Source organism: Curtobacterium sp. NPDC090217 (assembly GCF_044746705.1).
Classification (GTDB): domain Bacteria; phylum Actinomycetota; class Actinomycetes; order Actinomycetales; family Microbacteriaceae; genus Curtobacterium.
The window spans coordinates 1,417,658-1,433,656 of sequence record NZ_JBIVCR010000001.1; the positions used below are offsets into that span (position 1 = coordinate 1,417,658).

At 71.0% G+C, this 15,999-nt stretch carries 18 protein-coding genes; 11 read left to right on the forward strand and 7 right to left on the reverse strand.

From position 1 onward, the window contains the following. Nucleotides 1-9 precede the first annotated feature (9 nt). The 6 genes from ACIPJ2_RS06965 (at nucleotide 10) to ACIPJ2_RS06990 (ending at nucleotide 6,361) form a co-directional block, all read left to right on the forward strand. A complete protein-coding gene (locus tag ACIPJ2_RS06965) occupies nucleotides 10-1,128 on the forward strand; it encodes a lysostaphin resistance A-like protein (RefSeq protein WP_402728159.1) in 1,119 nt (372 codons plus the stop codon). A 10-nt stretch (nucleotides 1,129-1,138) separates the two neighbouring features. Further along, nucleotides 1,139-2,995: a DNA helicase RecQ gene (gene recQ, locus ACIPJ2_RS06970; RefSeq protein WP_402728160.1), complete on the forward strand. Its 1,857-nt coding sequence runs from the start codon at nucleotides 1,139-1,141 to the stop codon at nucleotides 2,993-2,995. An 82-nt stretch (nucleotides 2,996-3,077) separates the two neighbouring features. Then, on the forward strand, nucleotides 3,078-3,821 hold the full coding sequence (locus ACIPJ2_RS06975; protein WP_402728161.1) for a lysophospholipid acyltransferase family protein: 744 nt from the start codon (nucleotides 3,078-3,080) through the stop codon (nucleotides 3,819-3,821). Between the two features lie 132 nt (nucleotides 3,822-3,953). Further along, the gene (locus tag ACIPJ2_RS06980; protein WP_402728162.1) at nucleotides 3,954-4,274 is read left to right on the forward strand and encodes a hypothetical protein; all 321 of its coding nucleotides are present in this window, start codon (nucleotides 3,954-3,956) and stop codon (nucleotides 4,272-4,274) included. 20 nt (nucleotides 4,275-4,294) lie between these two features. Next, complete coding sequence (locus ACIPJ2_RS06985) at nucleotides 4,295-5,416, forward strand: peptidoglycan DD-metalloendopeptidase family protein (protein ID WP_402728163.1); 1,122 nt, start codon at nucleotides 4,295-4,297, stop codon at nucleotides 5,414-5,416. Nucleotides 5,417-5,518: 102 nt separating this feature from the next. Further along, nucleotides 5,519-6,361: an NAD(P)-dependent oxidoreductase gene (locus ACIPJ2_RS06990; protein ID WP_402728164.1), complete on the forward strand. Its 843-nt coding sequence runs from the start codon at nucleotides 5,519-5,521 to the stop codon at nucleotides 6,359-6,361. Here the strand turns inward: ACIPJ2_RS06990 and ACIPJ2_RS06995 are convergent. Then, complete coding sequence (locus ACIPJ2_RS06995; protein WP_402728165.1) at nucleotides 6,358-6,582, reverse strand: hypothetical protein; 225 nt, start codon at nucleotides 6,580-6,582, stop codon at nucleotides 6,358-6,360. The genes ACIPJ2_RS06990 and ACIPJ2_RS06995 overlap by 4 nt on opposite strands. 9 nt (nucleotides 6,583-6,591) lie before the next feature. Next, nucleotides 6,592-7,101: a MarR family winged helix-turn-helix transcriptional regulator gene (locus ACIPJ2_RS07000; RefSeq protein WP_402728166.1), complete on the reverse strand. Its 510-nt coding sequence runs from the start codon at nucleotides 7,099-7,101 to the stop codon at nucleotides 6,592-6,594. Between the two features lie 134 nt (nucleotides 7,102-7,235). Here ACIPJ2_RS07000 and ACIPJ2_RS07005 point away from each other — a divergent pair, with 134 nt between their 5' ends. Then, on the forward strand, nucleotides 7,236-8,132 hold the full coding sequence (locus ACIPJ2_RS07005; protein WP_402728167.1) for an alpha-E domain-containing protein: 897 nt from the start codon (nucleotides 7,236-7,238) through the stop codon (nucleotides 8,130-8,132). A gap of 70 nt (nucleotides 8,133-8,202) precedes the next feature. Here ACIPJ2_RS07005 and ACIPJ2_RS07010 read toward each other — a convergent pair whose 3' ends face one another. Continuing rightward, nucleotides 8,203-9,540, reverse strand: a complete 1,338-nt coding sequence (locus tag ACIPJ2_RS07010) for an MFS transporter (protein WP_402728168.1) — start codon at nucleotides 9,538-9,540, stop codon at nucleotides 8,203-8,205. Nucleotides 9,541-9,545: 5 nt separating this feature from the next. Further along, nucleotides 9,546-9,989, reverse strand: coding sequence for a MarR family winged helix-turn-helix transcriptional regulator (locus ACIPJ2_RS07015; protein ID WP_281266953.1), 444 nt, complete (start codon nucleotides 9,987-9,989; stop codon nucleotides 9,546-9,548). Between the two features lie 125 nt (nucleotides 9,990-10,114). Here ACIPJ2_RS07015 and ACIPJ2_RS07020 point away from each other — a divergent pair, with 125 nt between their 5' ends. Continuing rightward, nucleotides 10,115-10,867, forward strand: coding sequence for an SDR family NAD(P)-dependent oxidoreductase (locus ACIPJ2_RS07020; protein ID WP_281266954.1), 753 nt, complete (start codon nucleotides 10,115-10,117; stop codon nucleotides 10,865-10,867). Between the two features lie 145 nt (nucleotides 10,868-11,012). Here the strand turns inward: ACIPJ2_RS07020 and ACIPJ2_RS07025 are convergent, their stop codons facing one another. The 3 genes from ACIPJ2_RS07025 to ACIPJ2_RS07035 are packed head-to-tail and all read right to left on the reverse strand — an operon-like array spanning nucleotide 11,013 to nucleotide 13,421. Next, nucleotides 11,013-11,936 carry an acetamidase/formamidase family protein gene (locus ACIPJ2_RS07025; protein WP_402728169.1) on the reverse strand — a complete coding sequence of 308 codons (924 nt, stop codon included), beginning with the start codon at nucleotides 11,934-11,936 and terminating at the stop codon, nucleotides 11,013-11,015. A 59-nt stretch (nucleotides 11,937-11,995) separates the two neighbouring features. Beyond that, nucleotides 11,996-12,265: a hypothetical protein gene (locus ACIPJ2_RS07030; protein WP_402728170.1), complete on the reverse strand. Its 270-nt coding sequence runs from the start codon at nucleotides 12,263-12,265 to the stop codon at nucleotides 11,996-11,998. Between the two features lie 13 nt (nucleotides 12,266-12,278). Next, entirely contained in the window at nucleotides 12,279-13,421 is a 1,143-nt protein-coding gene (locus ACIPJ2_RS07035) for an anion permease (protein WP_402728171.1), read from the reverse strand. A 104-nt stretch (nucleotides 13,422-13,525) separates the two neighbouring features. Between ACIPJ2_RS07035 and ACIPJ2_RS07040 the strand changes: the two genes are divergently transcribed. From ACIPJ2_RS07040 to ACIPJ2_RS07050, 3 genes are all read left to right on the forward strand, one after another. Then, on the forward strand, nucleotides 13,526-14,392 hold the full coding sequence (locus ACIPJ2_RS07040; RefSeq protein ID WP_402728172.1) for an alpha/beta fold hydrolase: 867 nt from the start codon (nucleotides 13,526-13,528) through the stop codon (nucleotides 14,390-14,392). Between the two features lie 26 nt (nucleotides 14,393-14,418). After that, nucleotides 14,419-15,468: a biotin/lipoate A/B protein ligase family protein gene (locus ACIPJ2_RS07045; protein ID WP_402728173.1), complete on the forward strand. Its 1,050-nt coding sequence runs from the start codon at nucleotides 14,419-14,421 to the stop codon at nucleotides 15,466-15,468. Between the two features lie 144 nt (nucleotides 15,469-15,612). Beyond that, nucleotides 15,613-15,945 (forward strand): hypothetical protein, encoded by a 333-nt coding sequence (locus ACIPJ2_RS07050; protein WP_281266960.1) that lies wholly within the window; start codon nucleotides 15,613-15,615, stop codon nucleotides 15,943-15,945. The last annotated feature ends 54 nt before the right edge of the window (nucleotides 15,946-15,999 follow it).

Sequence of the window (15,999 nt, forward strand, 5' to 3'; positions counted from 1 at the left end):
CTGCCCAGCGTGAGTGTTCCCTACCAGCGCATGTTCCGGGTCGACGGCCGTTGGCGCTGGTGGCGGCCGCTCGTGGCGTTGGCCGTCTTCCTCGGGTTCTACCTGGCGACGCAGGTCCTCATCGCGGTCGCGTACCTCGTGCCGATCGGCGTGCAGCGCGGTCCGGACGGGCTCAGGGCGTTCCAGGACCAGCTGTCGTCCGGGGCGCTCGACCCGACCGACCCGGTCGTCCTCTCGATGACGATCGTGTCGCTGGTGGTGCTGCTGCCGTCGATCATGATCGCGGTGCGGATCGCCCGACTCGGACCGATCGGACAGCTGTCGAGCGTGCGGATGCGGGTCCGCTGGGGGTGGATGGCACGCTGCCTGCTGCCGCTCCTCGTCCTGGCGCTCATCATGGTCGGCATCCAGACCGCCGGCACGTACACGATCGACGGATCCGGGGTGCACTGGAACACCGACGCGATCGGTCAGTCCACCGTGACGCTCGGGACGCTGACGCTCACGATCGTCCTCGTGGTGCTGCTCGTGCCGTTCCAGGCCGCAGCAGAGGAGTACGTCTTCCGCGGCTTCCTCATGCAGACGATCGGCGCGTGGATCCCGCTGCGGAAGGCCGGCGCCGTCATCGCCGTGCTGGTCTCGACGGTGGTGTTCGCGATCCTGCACGTCCCGAACGGCTACAACATCTGGGGCATCCTCGACGTCGGGTCGTTCGGGCTCATCGCGGCGATCATCGTGCTCCGCACCGGAGGCCTCGAAGCCACGATCCTGCAGCACGCGCTCAACAACGTCACGATCTTCGTGCTGCAGGCGCCCGGGTGGTCGAAGATCGACCTCGACTCGTCGAACGGTTCCGCCGTCGGTTGGCTCATCACGCTCGGCACCTCGCTCCTCTACTGGGGGATGATCGAGTTCATGGCCTGGCGTTCCGGCCTCGACCGCCGGTTCCCGGGGTCCGAGGCGCCGCGGTTCCGCGGCCCGGTGCCTGCCTGGGCAGACGGGTCGCGCTGGGTCCGGCCGGGAGGCACGGGCTGGTCGGGCGCGCCCGCTCGCTCCGAGGGCGTGGCCGGCTCCACCGCCGTGGCCGACCCTGTGGACAACGCACTGGGTGTCGCCGGTCGCCCGTAGGCTCGTGGGCATGAGCACCACCTCGGCCGCTGCAGCGTCCCCCGCGGTGTCACCGTCGCGCGCCGCCGCACTCGACGTCCTGCACCGGGTGTGGGGCTACGACGACTTCCGCGGCGAGCAGGCGGCGATCATCGACCGCGTCGTCACCGGTGGGGACGCCCTCGTCCTGATGCCGACCGGTGGCGGCAAGTCGCTCTGCTACCAGGTGCCCGCGCTCGTCCGCGACGGCGTGGGTGTCGTCGTGTCGCCGCTCATCGCGCTCATGCAGGACCAGGTCGACGCCCTCGCGGCGAACGGCGTCAAGGCCGCGTTCCTCAACTCCACGCAGGGGCCGGACGAGCGCGCCAGGGTCGAGCGCGCCGTCGTCCAGGGCGAGGTGGACATGCTCTACCTCGCGCCGGAACGGCTGCGGCTCGAGTCCACCCGTGCGCTGCTCGACCGTGCGCAGATCGCGCTCTTCGCCATCGACGAGGCGCACTGCGTCGCGCAGTGGGGCCACGACTTCCGTCCGGACTACCTCGAACTGAGCGTCCTGCACGAGCGCTGGCCGACCGTGCCGCGCGTCGCCCTGACCGCCACCGCCACGCCGCAGACCCACCGCGAGATCTCCGCCCGCCTCGGGTTGGACGACGCGGCGCACTTCGTCGCGGACTTCGACCGGCCGAACATCCAGTACCGCATCGAGCCGAAGACCGGGGCGCTGCAGCAGCTCCTCACGTTCATCCGGACGGAGCACAAGGGTGACGCCGGCATCGTCTACTGCCTGTCGCGCAACTCCGTCGAGCGCACGGCCGCGGCGCTCGTCGACCAGGGCATCCCGGCGCTGCCGTACCACGCGGGCCTCGACGTGCGGGTGCGGGAGCGCAACCAGTCGCAGTTCCTCCGCGAAGAGGGCATCGTGATGGTCGCCACGATCGCGTTCGGGATGGGCATCGACAAGCCCGACGTCCGGTTCGTGGCGCACCTCGACCTGCCGAAGTCGGTGGAGGGCTACTACCAGGAGACCGGTCGTGCCGGTCGTGACGGGCAGCCGTCGACGGCGTGGCTCGCCTACGGGCTGAACGACGTCGTGCAGCAGCGCCGGATGATCGACCAGTCCGAGGGGGACGCGGCGCACCGTCGGCAGCTCAGTGCCCACCTCGACGCCATGCTCGCATTGTGCGAGACGATCGAGTGCCGCCGGGTGCGGTTGCTCGCGTACTTCGGGCAGGAGTCCACGGCGTGCGGCAACTGCGACACGTGCATCGCCCCGCCGGAGTCCTGGGACGGCACGGTCCCCGCACAGAAGCTCCTGTCGACGATCGTCCGCCTGGACCGAGAGCGCGGGCAGCGGTACGGCGTCGCGCACCTCGTGGACATCCTCGTCGGCAAGCCGTCGCCCCGCGTGCAGGAGCTCCAGCACGAGTCCCTGGCGACCTTCGGCATCGGATCGGACCTGTCCGAGGGCGAATGGCGCACAGTGGCGCGGCAGGTCCTCGCGCAGGGGTACGCCGCGGTGTCCGGTGACGGCTACGGCACGCTCGTACTCAGCCAGAGCAGCGCCGAGGTGCTCGGTGGTCGCGTGCAGGTGCTCATGCGTCGTGACCCGGTCAGGGCGCCCCGTGCCAGCCGATCGCGCCGCCAGGTGGTCTCCGACATGCCGCAGGAAGCGCTCGGCCTGTTCGAGGCGCTCCGTTCCTGGCGTGCGGCACAGGCCCGCGAGCAGGGCGTCCCGGCGTACGTGGTCTTCAACGACGCGACCCTCAGGGGCATCGCGGCCGTTCGACCGTCCGACGTCGACCAGCTCGCCGAGATCTCTGGTGTCGGTGCCGCGAAGCTCGAGTCGTACGGACGTGCCGTGCTCGACGTGGTGGCCGCCGCCGAGTGACCCGCCGTTCCATGCCCCGCGCGGCATGGAACCCGTGGATGCCTGACTACACTCGGAACCTCCCGCCACGAGGAGGCAGCAGGTGCCCGGTTCGACGATGTTCACCACCGCGCTCGCACGTGCCGTGGTGGCGCCGCTCGCCCGCGTGGTCTGGCGCCCGAAGATCATCGGCCGCAAGAACGTCCCGAAGCGTGGCGCGGTGATCCTCGCGAGCAACCACCGGTCGTTCATCGACTCTCCGGCGATCACGATCATGGCGCCGCGCAAGGTCTCGTTCCTCGCGAAGCAGGAGTACTTCACGGGCAAGGGGCTCCGCGGTGCGCTGTCCCGCGCGTTCTTCGGCGGCATCGGTGCCATCGGGGTCGAGCGGGGAGCCGGAGCAGCGGCGCAGCACGCCCTCGACCTCGGCCTCGCACGGTTGCACGAGGGCGAGGCCTTCGCGATCTACCCCGAGGGCACACGCTCCCTGGACGGCCGGATCTACCGCGGTCGGACCGGCGTGGCTTGGCTGGCGCTGACGAGTGGTGCGCCCGTCGTGCCCGTCGCGCTCACCGGCACCGAGGACGTCCAGCCCGTCGGCTCTCGGATCCCGAAGCTCGCCCGCGTGACGATCGAGTTCGGCAAGCCGATCGACCTGTCCACCTTCGGTGAGGCATCGTCCGGTCGGGCGAGGCGTCACGCCACCGACGCGGTGATGGCGGCCATCCAGGAGATGAGCGGGCAGGAGCCGGCGAACGCGTACAACAACCCGCCGGCGACGATCGTCGAGCGGGTGCGCCGCGTGTTGCACCGCGACGACCCGAGCGAGGCCGTCGAACCAGACTGATCGACACGTCCTCGATGACTCCTATTGCACATACGAAATATCAGTGATTGAATAGGGCTGTGCCGATCGGCACCGCCTGACCGCCCGAACCGGACCAGGCGCATCGCAGACCTGACCCGGAAGGCACGCAGCATGTCGACCACGCCCCTTTTCGACTCGATCGCCCGCCACCGAGAGCGCCCCGTCGCCGTCCGCGCCACGGTCACCCCGGCGCCGACCTCGCCGACGACGGCCCCGGTCGACGCGCCGTCTGCGCTCGTCCCGGCCGCCCTCGTCGCCGCCATCGACGACATCCCTGCCCGCATCGGTGCCGCGCTCCCGAAGGGGCACGCCGTCGGCACCGACCAGCTCGCCCTCGTCGAAGCCGTCGCCGACGCCATCACCCGCGCCGTCGTCGACGCCGTCGTGACCGAGCTCGACCGGATCGTCGCCGACGGCGTCGTTCGCTCCTGAGATCCGCCACGGCACCCGACATGACGATCGACGGCCTCCCGATGCGTCCGCGCGGCCCAGCTCGCGACGCGGTGAACGCAGCCGTCGCGTCCTCGATGTCCGGAGCGGCGGTGCCGACTCCCGCCGTTCCGGAACCCACGCCCGCAGCACGCCTCCGCGGGCGCGACACCGCGCGTGCTGCTGCGCCGACGATGCGGGTGACGCACGGATCCGGGGCGGAGTGGATCCGAGCCTCCCGTCCGGCCACCGTCGCGACGTCACTCGCCCGTCCCGACACCGTCCTGCCGAGCCGTCGTGACTTGCGTCCGGCGGGTCCCGCCCCCACCGTCCTGCCGAGCCGTCGTGTCCTGCGTCCGGCGGGTCCCGCGCCCACCGTCCTGCCGAGCCGTCGTGACCTGCGTCCGGTCAGGCCCGCACCTGCCGCCCTCGCACTGCGGACGGCCAGACAGGCGCTCACGATCCCGCTGCGCAGCATCAGCAGCGCCATCGGCACCCCCAGGACCGTTCCGATCACCGCGACCGCGGTCGCTGCGTGCCTGTTCGTGACGGTCGCCTCACCGCAGTCCGCGATGGCGGCGCCGCCCGAAGACCGGGCGATGGCGGTGATGGACACGCAGGAGTACGTCGCCCCAGACGGCGTCGCCCTCTCCGTCGACCGCGACGGCTTCTCGATTGCTCGTGCTCCGCAGGCCGCCCGGGGTCTGGTCGGGGCTGCCGGCGTGCCTGCTCCTGGCGTCTCGGCGGTGCGACCGGTCGCCGGGACGATCCCGGCGGCTGGCGGTTTCGGCGGGCGCTGGGTGCAGGGCTGTACAGCGTGCTCGACCAACCACCAGGGGCTCGACTTCGCAGCACCGACCGGGACCACCGTCGTCGCGGCGATGCCCGGCACGGTCGTCTCGGCCGGGGTGTTCGGCGGGTACGGCAACCAGATCCTCCTGCAGCACGCCGACGGCACCCAGACGCGCTACGGGCACCTGTCCCAGATCGGCGTCCGCGTCGGCCAGGTCGTCGCTGCCGGTGAGCGGATCGGCGCCGTCGGCAGCACCGGGGTGTCGACCGGGTCGCACCTGCACTTCGAGGTCATCGTCGGAGGCGTCCCGCGCGACCCCGCCGCCTGGCTCGGAGCCCGCGGCTTGCTCTGACCCGCGGCTTGCTCTGACCCGCGGCTTGCTCTGACCCGCGGCGCGTAGCGTGCGATGCGTCGACGACAGGGTGTCGCGACGGAACGGAGGACGCACGTGCGCGTGACGGTACTGGGAACCGGGGCCATGGGAGCCGGCGTGGCGGGGTCGCTGCTCCGCGAAGGACACGAGGTCACCGTGTGGAACCGCAGCCGCGAACGTGCGCTGCCGCTCGGCGACCAGGGAGCGACGGTCGCCGACGACCCGGGCGCTGCCGTCGCGGACGCCGAGGTCGTCCTGCTGACCCTGTTCGACACCGACGCGGTGGTCGACGTCCTCGAGCAGTCCGCCGGCGAGGCACCGGCGACCGCGGTCTGGGTGCAGTGCTCGACCGTCGGGGTCGACGGCACCGAGACCATCGTGCAGATCGCCGCGAAGTACGGCATCACCCTCGTCGAGGCGATGATGCTCGGCACGAAGGCACCCGCGGAACAGGGCAAGCTCACGATGCTCGCGGCCGGTCCCGCCGAGGTGCTCGATCGCATCGATCCCGTGCTCGACGCGATCGGCGCGAAGACCGTCCACGCCGGCGACCGGGTCGGCGAAGGGACCGCGCTGAAGCTCGCCGCCAACGCGTGGATCGCCTCGATCACGGCCGCGACCGGGCAGTCCCTGGCGATCGCGAAGGGGCTCGGCATCGACCCGGAGCTCTTCCTCCAGGCGATCGAGGGATCGGCGAGCGACTCCGCCTACGCCCACACCAAGGGGAAGTCGATGCTGTCGGGGGAGTACCCGGCGCAGTTCGCGCTGGACGGCCTCCGGAAGGACATCGGCCTCATCACCGAAGCGGCACGGTCTGCCGGCGTTTCCACGACGCTCCTCGACGCACTCGGCCGGGTCTACGCGGACGCGAGTGCCGCCGGGCACGGAGGCGACGACATCGCGGCGGTCGGGACGGCCTTCTAGCGGGAGCGGCGGAACCAGCCCCTGACACGGGCCCCGAGTCGCCCGACGGCCTCGTCGTTCATGGTGTTCGCGAGGTCGAACGCCTCTCGGGTCGGGTCGCTGCCGTCCCGGATGCGGCGGAGTGCGGCCTCGGCCCGCGCCCGGTTGTCGAGTTCGGCGAAGGGCATGTCGTCCTCGGGCTCGTGCGTCCGTGGGTGATCGGTGTCCCGCGCCTCGCTCATGCGATCAGGCTACGCGCGGGATCCGGAGTCGACAGCGTCGACCATCGCGGTCATCTCGTCGAGGAACCCGACGATCACCGCGGCATCCTCGGCAGAGAGCCGATCAGCGACCCCGAGGGTCCTGGACTCGAGGTCGTCGATGACGAGCAGTGCCCGGCGCATCGCGGGTCCGGACGCGCTGAGGATGACGCCGCGTCGGTCGGTCGGGTCCGGGTGGCGTTCGACGTGACCGGTGCGGACGAGTCGGTCCACGAGCGCTGAGGTCGACGCGGCGGTGATCCCGAGCCGCTCCGCGAGTTGCTTGGCGTTCACCGTCCGGCCGGCGGCGTCGGCGTCGACGAGGACCCGCAGCGCGGCCATCGCGTTCTCGCCGATGCCGAGGGCCTCGCGCGCCCGGCGCTGGGACGCGCTCTCGGCGGTGCGGTACCGCCGGAGGGCGTTCAGCACGTCGACCGCGTCGATCCGGGATCCGTCGTCGTACCAGAACCCGGTGGCGCGTGTCGTCACCTCCGTCGTCATGGCGACAATGCTAGACGATCTAGTTAGAGCGTCTAGTGATGACGGGCACGGGTTTCGGGCGCAACACCCGTGACGCGGCCCGGAAACACCGTTGCAACGCGGGGTCAGTAGGTTCGCGACATGCAGGAGCCGCGGTGCTGAGCCGACTCGCCGGGAGTGTGTTCCGCGTCGGAGCCGCGATCGAACGAGCCGATGTGCTCGCACGGCTGCTCGACGTGTACCTGGCGCGGTCCGACGCGGCCTCCGGTTCGGGGGAGCGGATCGTCAGCCGTGAGCTCTGCGTGGTCGCCGGTGCCACCGTCCGCCCCGCCACGGCCCTCGATCGGCACGCGACCCTCGAGTCCCTGGCCCTCGACCGGCACCAACCCGCCTCGATCGCGGCAGCGGTGGCCGTGGCACGGGACGATGCTCGACGGGCCCGTGACGTCGTCTCCACCGAGCTGTGGGACTGCCTCAACGTCACGAGGTCCCGGATGCCGCGCAAGATCGCCGCCGGCCGGGAGCACGAGTTCCTGGGGTGGGTCCGCGAGCGCAGTGCCCTGGCGATCGGTGTCGTCGAGGGTGACGCCAGCCGTGACGAGGTGTGGGAGTTCTTCACGCTCGGCCGTTCCCTCGCACGGTGCGCCGCGACCGCGAGGCTCCTGGCCTCCGACCTGCTCGACCCCGAGTCGGCGGCGTCCTGGGGGACCGCGCTCCGGGCATGCGGGGCGGGCGAGGCGTTCCAGCGGGCGACCGGGTCGGGTGCCCCCGCATCCGAGGCGGCCGCGTTCCTGCTGCTCGACGACCGCAGCCCCCGCTCGATGCTCTTCCTCACGCTCCGCGCCGAGGAGTGCCTCGCCGACGTCGCGCCCGCCGCCGTGACCGAGGAGCTCGACGACCTCCGTGGTGCCCGCCGGGCGCTCCAGGCGCTGGCGCCGGCCGAGGCGATCGACGCGGCCCGCGCAGCGGGACAGCGGCTCGCGGCGGTCGCCGACCGCGTCGCCGGAGCGCTCGACGCACGCGTCTTCGCGGCGGCGGAACCGACGCACTGAGCGCAGGCCGCGCCGGACGGGAGGCTCGTGGCGGCCCCGCCCCGAGCCTCCCGTCCGGTTCCGGGCCGGGTCAGACGGCGCTGGAGCGGTCGGCGACCGCCTCGTCGCGCTCGAGGTCCTGCCGGATCTCGGCGCGCGACGCGCGCGTCCCGACCACGGGGATCGAGTGGGTGACGGCCATGTGCAGGCGGTTGTCGGCGTCGTAGCGCACGCGGTAGTGCTGGAACCGGACGAGCCAGACCAGGGCGATGGCGAGCGCGACGAACCCGGAGGCGGCGCCGACGCCGATCGCCCACCTGGGGCCCCACGCGTCCGCGACCGCGCCGACGATCGGGGCGCCGATGGGGGTGCCGCCCGCGAAGATCGCCATGTACAGCGCCATCACCCGGCCACGCATCGCGGGTGCCGTGGTGGTCTGGACGAGGGCGTTGGCGGTCGTCATGAAGGTCAGTGACGCGAGCCCGACGAACACCAGCACGATCGCGAACGTCCAGTACGTCGGGGCGAAGGCAGCGGCCGTGCACGCCAGGCCGAACCCGGCGCTGGCGAACACGAGCAGCCGCATCCGTGGACGGTCCCGTCGTGCCGACAGCAGCGCGCCGAGCACCGAACCGATCGCCATCACGGAGTTGAGCAGACCGAACTCGCCTGCGCCCTTGTGGAACTCCACCCGCGCCATCGTCGAGGTGAAGATCGGGAAGTTCACGCCGAAGGTGCCGACGACGAAGATCATGCAGAGCACCACGATGATGTCGGGGCGTGTGCGGACGTACCTGAAGCCGGCGGTGATCTGCCCCTTGCCACGCTTCGCACGGACCCGGTCCGCGAGCTGTTCGGGGTCGACGAAGCGCAGGGCGCCGAGGACCGCGGCGAACGAGGCCGCGTTGATGATGAACACCCAGCCGGAGCCGATCGCGGCGATGAGCACGCCGGCGACCGCGGGTCCGATGAGCCGGGCGGCGTTGAAGGACGCGGAGTTCAGCGCAACGGCGTTCGCGACGTGCTCGCCGGTGACGACGTCGGAGACGAAGGCCTGGCGTACCGGGGTGTCGAACGCGGCCACGATGCCGAGTGCCAGGGCGAAGGCGTAGAGCCACAGCAGCGTGGCGGTGTTCGTCACGACCATGATGCCGAGCCCGAGGCCGAGCATCCCCATCAGGGCCTGGGTCACCATGAGCGTGCGGCGGCGGTCGAAGCAGTCGGCGACGAGTCCGGTCCAGGGCAGCAGGAGGAGTTGCGGCCCGAACTGCAGTGCCATGGTGACGCCGACCGCGATGGCGTTGTCGTGCGTGAGCTGCGTCAGGACGATCCAGTCCTGCGCGGTCCGCTGCATCCAGGTGCCGACGTTCGACACCAGGGCACCTGCGAACCAGATGCGGTAGTTGCGTCCCGAGAGGGACCGGAACATGGCCGTCACTGGTGGGCCAGCCTCCTCATGATCTCGGTGGCCTCGGCGAGGACGCGCCGTTCGGCCGGGGTGAGTGCGGCGATGCGCGGTGAGAGCCAGCCGTCGCGGCGGCGGCGGGTCTCGACGACGAAGTCGGCACCGGCCGGGGTGGCGCCGATGAGGACCTTGCGGCGGTCGTCGCCGTGCCCGCCCTTGGACAGCAGCCCGCGGTCGACGAGCGCGGCGACGGTCTTCGTCATCGACGGGGGTGTGACGCCCTCGTTCCGGCTGAGTTCCGCGAGGGTCATCGGGCCGTCGCGGTGCAGCCGGGCGAGTGCCGAGAACATCGCGTCGCTGACCGTCGTGTCGGCCTTCTGCGCGCGGAGGGTCCGCGACAGCCGGTTCACCGCGATGCGGAAGTCCGTGCTCAGCGACGCGTGCGGCGCGGAGCGCTTGGTGGTCTCGGGCATGGTCACGATCGTTAGCCTAGCAAATTAGTTCAGCGAACGAACTTGTTGCCATCGGGAATCATCCATGCAGGTGTATCGTTCTGGACCGTAGACAACAGGTGTTGTCGAGGAGATCGGAGCAGTTCATGTCCGAGTTCGAGGGCAAGGTCGCCATCGTCACCGGTGGTGGCAGCGGTATCGGCGAATCCATCGCGAAGGAGCTCGCCACCGCGGGCGCGAAGGTCGTCGTCACCGACATCAAGCTCGACGCTGCGCAGCGGGTCGTCGGGGAGATCGAGCAGGCCGGTGGGACCGCCACCGCGTTCGAGGCGAACTCGGCCGTCGCCGCCGACAACGAGCGCGCGGTCCAGTTCGCGGTCGACACGTACGGCGCGCTGCACCTCGCCGTGAACAACGCCGGCATCGGCGCCGCCCCGCAGAAGATCGGCGAGTACGACATCGCCGCGTGGGACCGCGTCCGTGCCGTGGACCTGGACGGTGTCTTCTACGGGCTCCGCTACGAGATCCCGGCGATGCTGGCCTCCGGCGGCGGCTCGATCGTCAACATGGCGTCCGTGCTCGGCACCGTCGGCATCGCGCAGAACGCGGCCTACGTCGCGTCGAAGCACGCGCTCGCCGGGCTCACCAAGGTCGCCGCGCTCGAGTACTCGGCCCAGGGTGTCCGCACGAACGCGGTCGGCCCCGGCTTCATCGACACCCCGCTGCTGCGGAACGCGATGACCCCGGAGGCGATCAGCGCACTCGAGGAGGAGCACGCCACGAAGCGCCTCGGCACCGACGCCGAGGTCGCGGCGCTGGTCCTGTTCCTGCTGAGCGACAAGGCCTCGTTCATCACCGGCAGCTACCACCTGGTCGACGGCGGCTACTCCGCCCACTGACCGTTCGCGCGCAGGGCTCCTTCGCGCGTGGGAAGCCGAATCGCGCGTAGGAAGCCGAATCGCGCGTAGGAGGTCGGAAGTTCCGACCTCCGACGCGCGATTCCGCTTTCCAAGTCGGGCGACATGGGCAGGAACGCGCGTGGTTTCAGGCCGTGATCGCGTCGTGGGGGAGCAGGGCGTGCACACCCCACGTCCGGTTCGCGACCTGGGTGACGCGCATGCTCACCGCGACGCTGGCCATCGCGAGCGCCTCGGAGCGGGTGATGGCGTGCAGGCCGGCGATCCAGTCGACCATGCGGTCGAGGGCGGTCGTCGTCGCGGCGTTCAGGTCGGCGTCGAAGCCGAACGTGATGCGCCCGGCAGGGGTGTCGGCGTGGATGCCGTCGACCGGAGCCTCGTCGAGGAGCGACAGCGTCACCGTCGTCGTCATGCCACACTCGATCGCCGTGCCGGAGACCTCGCCGTCGCCCTGGGCCGCGTGTCCGTCGCCGACGAAGAGCAGCGCGTCCGGCACCGTGACCGGGAGGTGGAGGGTCGACCCGACGACGAGTTCGCGGCAGTCGATGTTCCCGCCGCCCAGCGGTCGCGGTGGGATGGTCGAGTGCTCGCCCGTCGGTTCCGGTGGGACGCCGACGACCCCGAGGAACGGTGCCGTCCGGACGCCGAGGCCGAGCTGGTTGCGGGCGACACCCGTGCCGGCGTCGATGTCCCAGAGGAGTGGGCCGCGCTCCTGGGTCAGACCGAGCGCCCGGTTGACGGGCGTGTCCACGCCGCCGGAGCCCGTGTAGCCCCAGTCGTCCGGGACGAGGTCGTCGAACCGCACGGCGAGGACCTGTCCCGGCCGGGCACCCTCGACGGCGATCGGGCCGACGAGGCAGTGCCCTCGCCGTCCGTCGATGAGCGTCGGCGGGTGGTCGCCCGCGTGCTGTTGGCGCTCCGTGTAGCCCGCCGCGCTCAGCGTGCGGATCGTCACGGTGTCCCCGGGTGCGACGCGGAGCACCGGATCCCGCTCGGCGGTGAAGACGTCGATGGCGGTGTCGAGCGAGGCGTCGATGCGATGGGCGGTCACGGTCCGATCATCGCAGGCGTGCGTGCCGCCGGCTCGACTGGCGTTCCGCTGCGTCTCCGTCATTGGAACTGGGGGATCGTCATCCAGATGCCGTACAGGACGGCGGCGATGCAGACGGCGAAGCACAGGCCGGCGCCGGCGAGGGCGATCGGGGGCGTGTGCCCGGACCGCGGGGTCTCCTCGCCGTACTGCGTCCGCTCGCCGCCCGTGTCGACCGGCTGCCCCGTCCCGAGCAGCCGCAGACCGAGTGTGTAGACCAGCACGACGCCGACCGCCGCCACGAACCCGACGCCCGCGACGATCGCGATGCTCCCGAAGTCGATGTCCATCGTCGTCTCCCGTTCAGCCCTTGACCGCGACCGGCTCGCGCTCGGTCTCGTCCGTCGTGATGTCCTCGTGCGAGACCGGCCGGCGCTTCGCCAAGGCGTAGAAGGTGAGCCCGGCCGCGAGTGCCAGGACGGCGACGGCGATCAGCCCGATCACCGACGTGGACGCGAGCCAGGTCGCCAGCGCCCCGACGACCGCTGCAGCCGGGAGCGTGATCACCCACGCGACGACGATCCGGCTCACCACGTTCCAGTGCACGTCCGCGAGCTTCTTGCCGAGCCCGGAGCCGATCACCGAGCCGCTCGTGACGTGCGTGGTGGAGAGCGCGAACCCGAGGTGGGAGGACACCAGGATGGTCGCGGCCGAGCTGGTCTCCGCGGCGAAGCCCTGCGGGGACTGCACGTCGGAGATCTTCTTGCCGACCGTCTGCATGATGCGCCACCCGCCCATGTAGGTGCCCAGGCCGATCGCGAGGCCGCACGCCAGGATCACCCAGAGCGCTGGTCCGGTGCCGGCGTCCTGGTAGTTCGCGGCGATGAGGGTCAGCGTGATGACGCCCATCGTCTTCTGCGCATCGTTCGTGCCGTGCGCCAGGGACACCAGCGAGGCCGAGATCGTCTGGCCGTGTCGGAACCCCGTCGCAGCGCCGTGCGTCGTGGCGTTCTTCGTGAGGGCGTACGCCAAGTAGGTCGCGACCAGGGCGATGACGCCGGCGATCACGGGGGAGAGCAGCGCGGGCAGCACGACCTTCGACACGACGGTCGCCCAGTCCACCGAGTTCAGGCCGGCGCCGATGATCGACGCCCCGATGAGCCCGCCGAACAGGGCGTGCGTCGACGACGACGGCAGCCCGAAGTACCAGGTGGCGAGGTTCCAGAGGACGGCGCCGACCAGCCCGGCGAAGATCATCGTCGGCGAGATGTGGATGCCGTCCTGTCCCTCGCGGATGATGCCCTGCGAGACGGTCTTGGCGACCTCGGTGGACAGGAACGCGCCGACGATGTTGAGCACGGCGGAGATGAGCACGGCGGTCCGGGGCTTGAGCGCACCCGTGGCGACCGACGTGGCCATGGCGTTTGCGGTGTCGTGGAACCCGTTCGTGAAGTCGAACACGAGCGCGACCACGATCACGAGCACGACGATGACGAGGACGTCCATGGCGGCGACGGTAGGCCCGCGGCGACGCGCTCGGGTGAACGCCCGGTGAACACGTCAGGCCGTCTGGCCGTCCGGTCGGTCCGGTCGTCTGCGAGGATGCTCACGTGCCCACGTTCTCTGCCGCCCGCGGCGACTCCTCGTTCGTCGACGCGCACGGTGTCGAGATCGTCTACTCGACCTGGCGCGCCGGGCGGCCGAAGGGGATCGTGCAGATCGCCCACGGCGTCGGTGAGCACTCGCTCCGGTACGAGCGGCTCGCGCAGGAGCTCGTCCGTGCCGGCTGGACGGTCGTCGCGAACGACCACCGCGGTCACGGTCGGACCGGGCTCGGGCAGTGGGACGGCGACCACGCGAAGCTCGGCAGGCTCGGCGTCGGCGGGCTCCGGGCCGCGATCGACGTCGTCGAGCAGATGACCGCCGTGGCGCGGCAGGAGACCCCCGGTGTCCCGCTCGTGCTGTTCGGGCAGTCGTGGGGGTCGCTGATGGCGCAGCGCATCCTGAACACCTCGAGCGAGTCGTACGACGGCGTCGTGCTGTCGGCCACCGCGTACCGCCTGCCCGGATGGATGAACGGCGGCGACCTCAACAAGCGGCACGCCGCGCTCGGTCCGACCCGGTTCGAGTGGCTCAGCCGGGACCGGGCGGTGGTCGACGCGTTCGACGCGGACCCGCTCACGGTCGATGCCGACGTGATGGGGCTGTTCGGACTGCCGGACACGCTGCGTCTGCTCGGGGTGCCGCGCCGGGGGATCCCGCACGACGTCCCCGTGTTGCTGCAGGTCGGGTCCGACGACAGCCTCGGTGGTCCGCGCTCCGTCGAGAAGTTGGCAGCCGCGTACCGCCGTCGCGGCGGGCTGACCGACGTGGTGGTGCGGGTCTACGAGGGCGCTCGGCACGAGATCTACAACGAGACGAACCGGGACGAGGTCGTCGCGGACCTGGTCGCGTGGCTGGGGCGCGTCGCTCGCTGACCGGCCGCTGCGCGTAGGGTCGAACCGTGCACGGTGAGTACAAGGTCCCAGGCGGAAAGCTCGTCGTCGTCGACCTCGACGTGGTCGACGACACCATCCAGGAGTTCCGGCTGGCGGGTGACTTCTTCCTCGAACCGGACGACGCGCTCCCGCTGATCGACGCCGCCGTGAACGGGCTGCCTGCCACCACGGACGCCGCCGGCATCGCCGCAGCCGTCCGCGCTGCCCTGCCTGATGATGCGGTGCTGCTCGGCTTCACGCCGGAGTCCGTCGGCGTCGCCGTCCGCCGGGCACTCTCCCGGGCGTCGACGTGGCGCGACTACGACTGGCAGATCATCCACGAGGGGCCGATCAGCCCGAACGAGCACCTCGCCCTCGACCAGGTCCTCACCGAGGAGGTGGGTGCCGGCCGACGCGGGCCGACCCTCCGCATCTGGGAGTGGGACCAGCCCGCGGTGGTCATCGGCTCCTTCCAGTCGCTGAAGAACGAGGTCGATCCCGAGGGTGCCGCGAAGTACGGCGTCGAGGTGGTCCGGCGGATCTCCGGCGGCGGCGCGATGTTCATGGACGCCGGCGCGATCATCTCGTACTCGCTGTACGTCCCGAGCGACCTCGTGCAGGGCATGACGTTCGCTGACTCGTACGCGTACCTCGACGAGTGGGTGATCGAGGCGCTGAAGTCCCTCGGCATCGACGCGTACTACCAGCCGCTCAACGACATCACCTCGACCAAGGGCAAGATCGGCGGCGCCGCTCAGAAGCGGCTCGGCACCGGGGCGCTGCTGCACCACGCCACCATGAGCTACGACATGGACGGCGAGAAAATGGTCCAGGTGCTCCGCATCGGTCGCGAGAAGATGAGCGACAAGGGCACGACCTCGGCCGCCAAGCGAGTCGACCCGTTGCGGTCGCAGACGGGGTTGTCGCGGGCGGCGATCATCGAGTCCTTGATCGGGACCTTCACGACGCTCTACGGCGCGACGCCGGGAGCGGTCACGGACGCCGAACGACAGCGGGCGCAGGAGCTCGTCGAGTCGAAGTTCGCGACGAAGGAATGGCTCCAGCGCGTCCCGTGAGTGTTGGTCGGCGGCCGGGAGAGGGGGGATCCCGGCCGCCGCACTTCGAGTGTGGACGTCATCCCCAAGAACGAGACGTGTGGATCATGAGAATCCTCCGCGCGGCTGATCCGCCGACCAGAGCCGCCACGTAGCCTCGCTTGCGTGAACTGGTTGATCCTGTTGGGGGCGGTGGCCGCTGCGGTCGTCGTGACGTGGATCGCCGATCGTCTGGGGTGGATCGACCTGTCGAACAAGTCGACCAGCAGCGGGGGATCCGGTGGAGTCGTCTCGATGATGGACGAGGTCTTCGCGCCGACGCGCCACGAGACCCAGGCGGAGTACGAACGGCAGGCCCGCCTGCCCCGTGAAGCACCGACGCCCGCCGATGACGACCACGACCTGCTGAGCGGGACGGTGCTCATCAAGGTGCCGACGGTCAGGGGGACCGGCGGCCGACACGAGGCACGCGCCGGGACCCACGACCGGCAGTACTGACGGCCCACCCAACTGACGGCCCACCCAACTGACGGCGGACCCTGACCGACGACG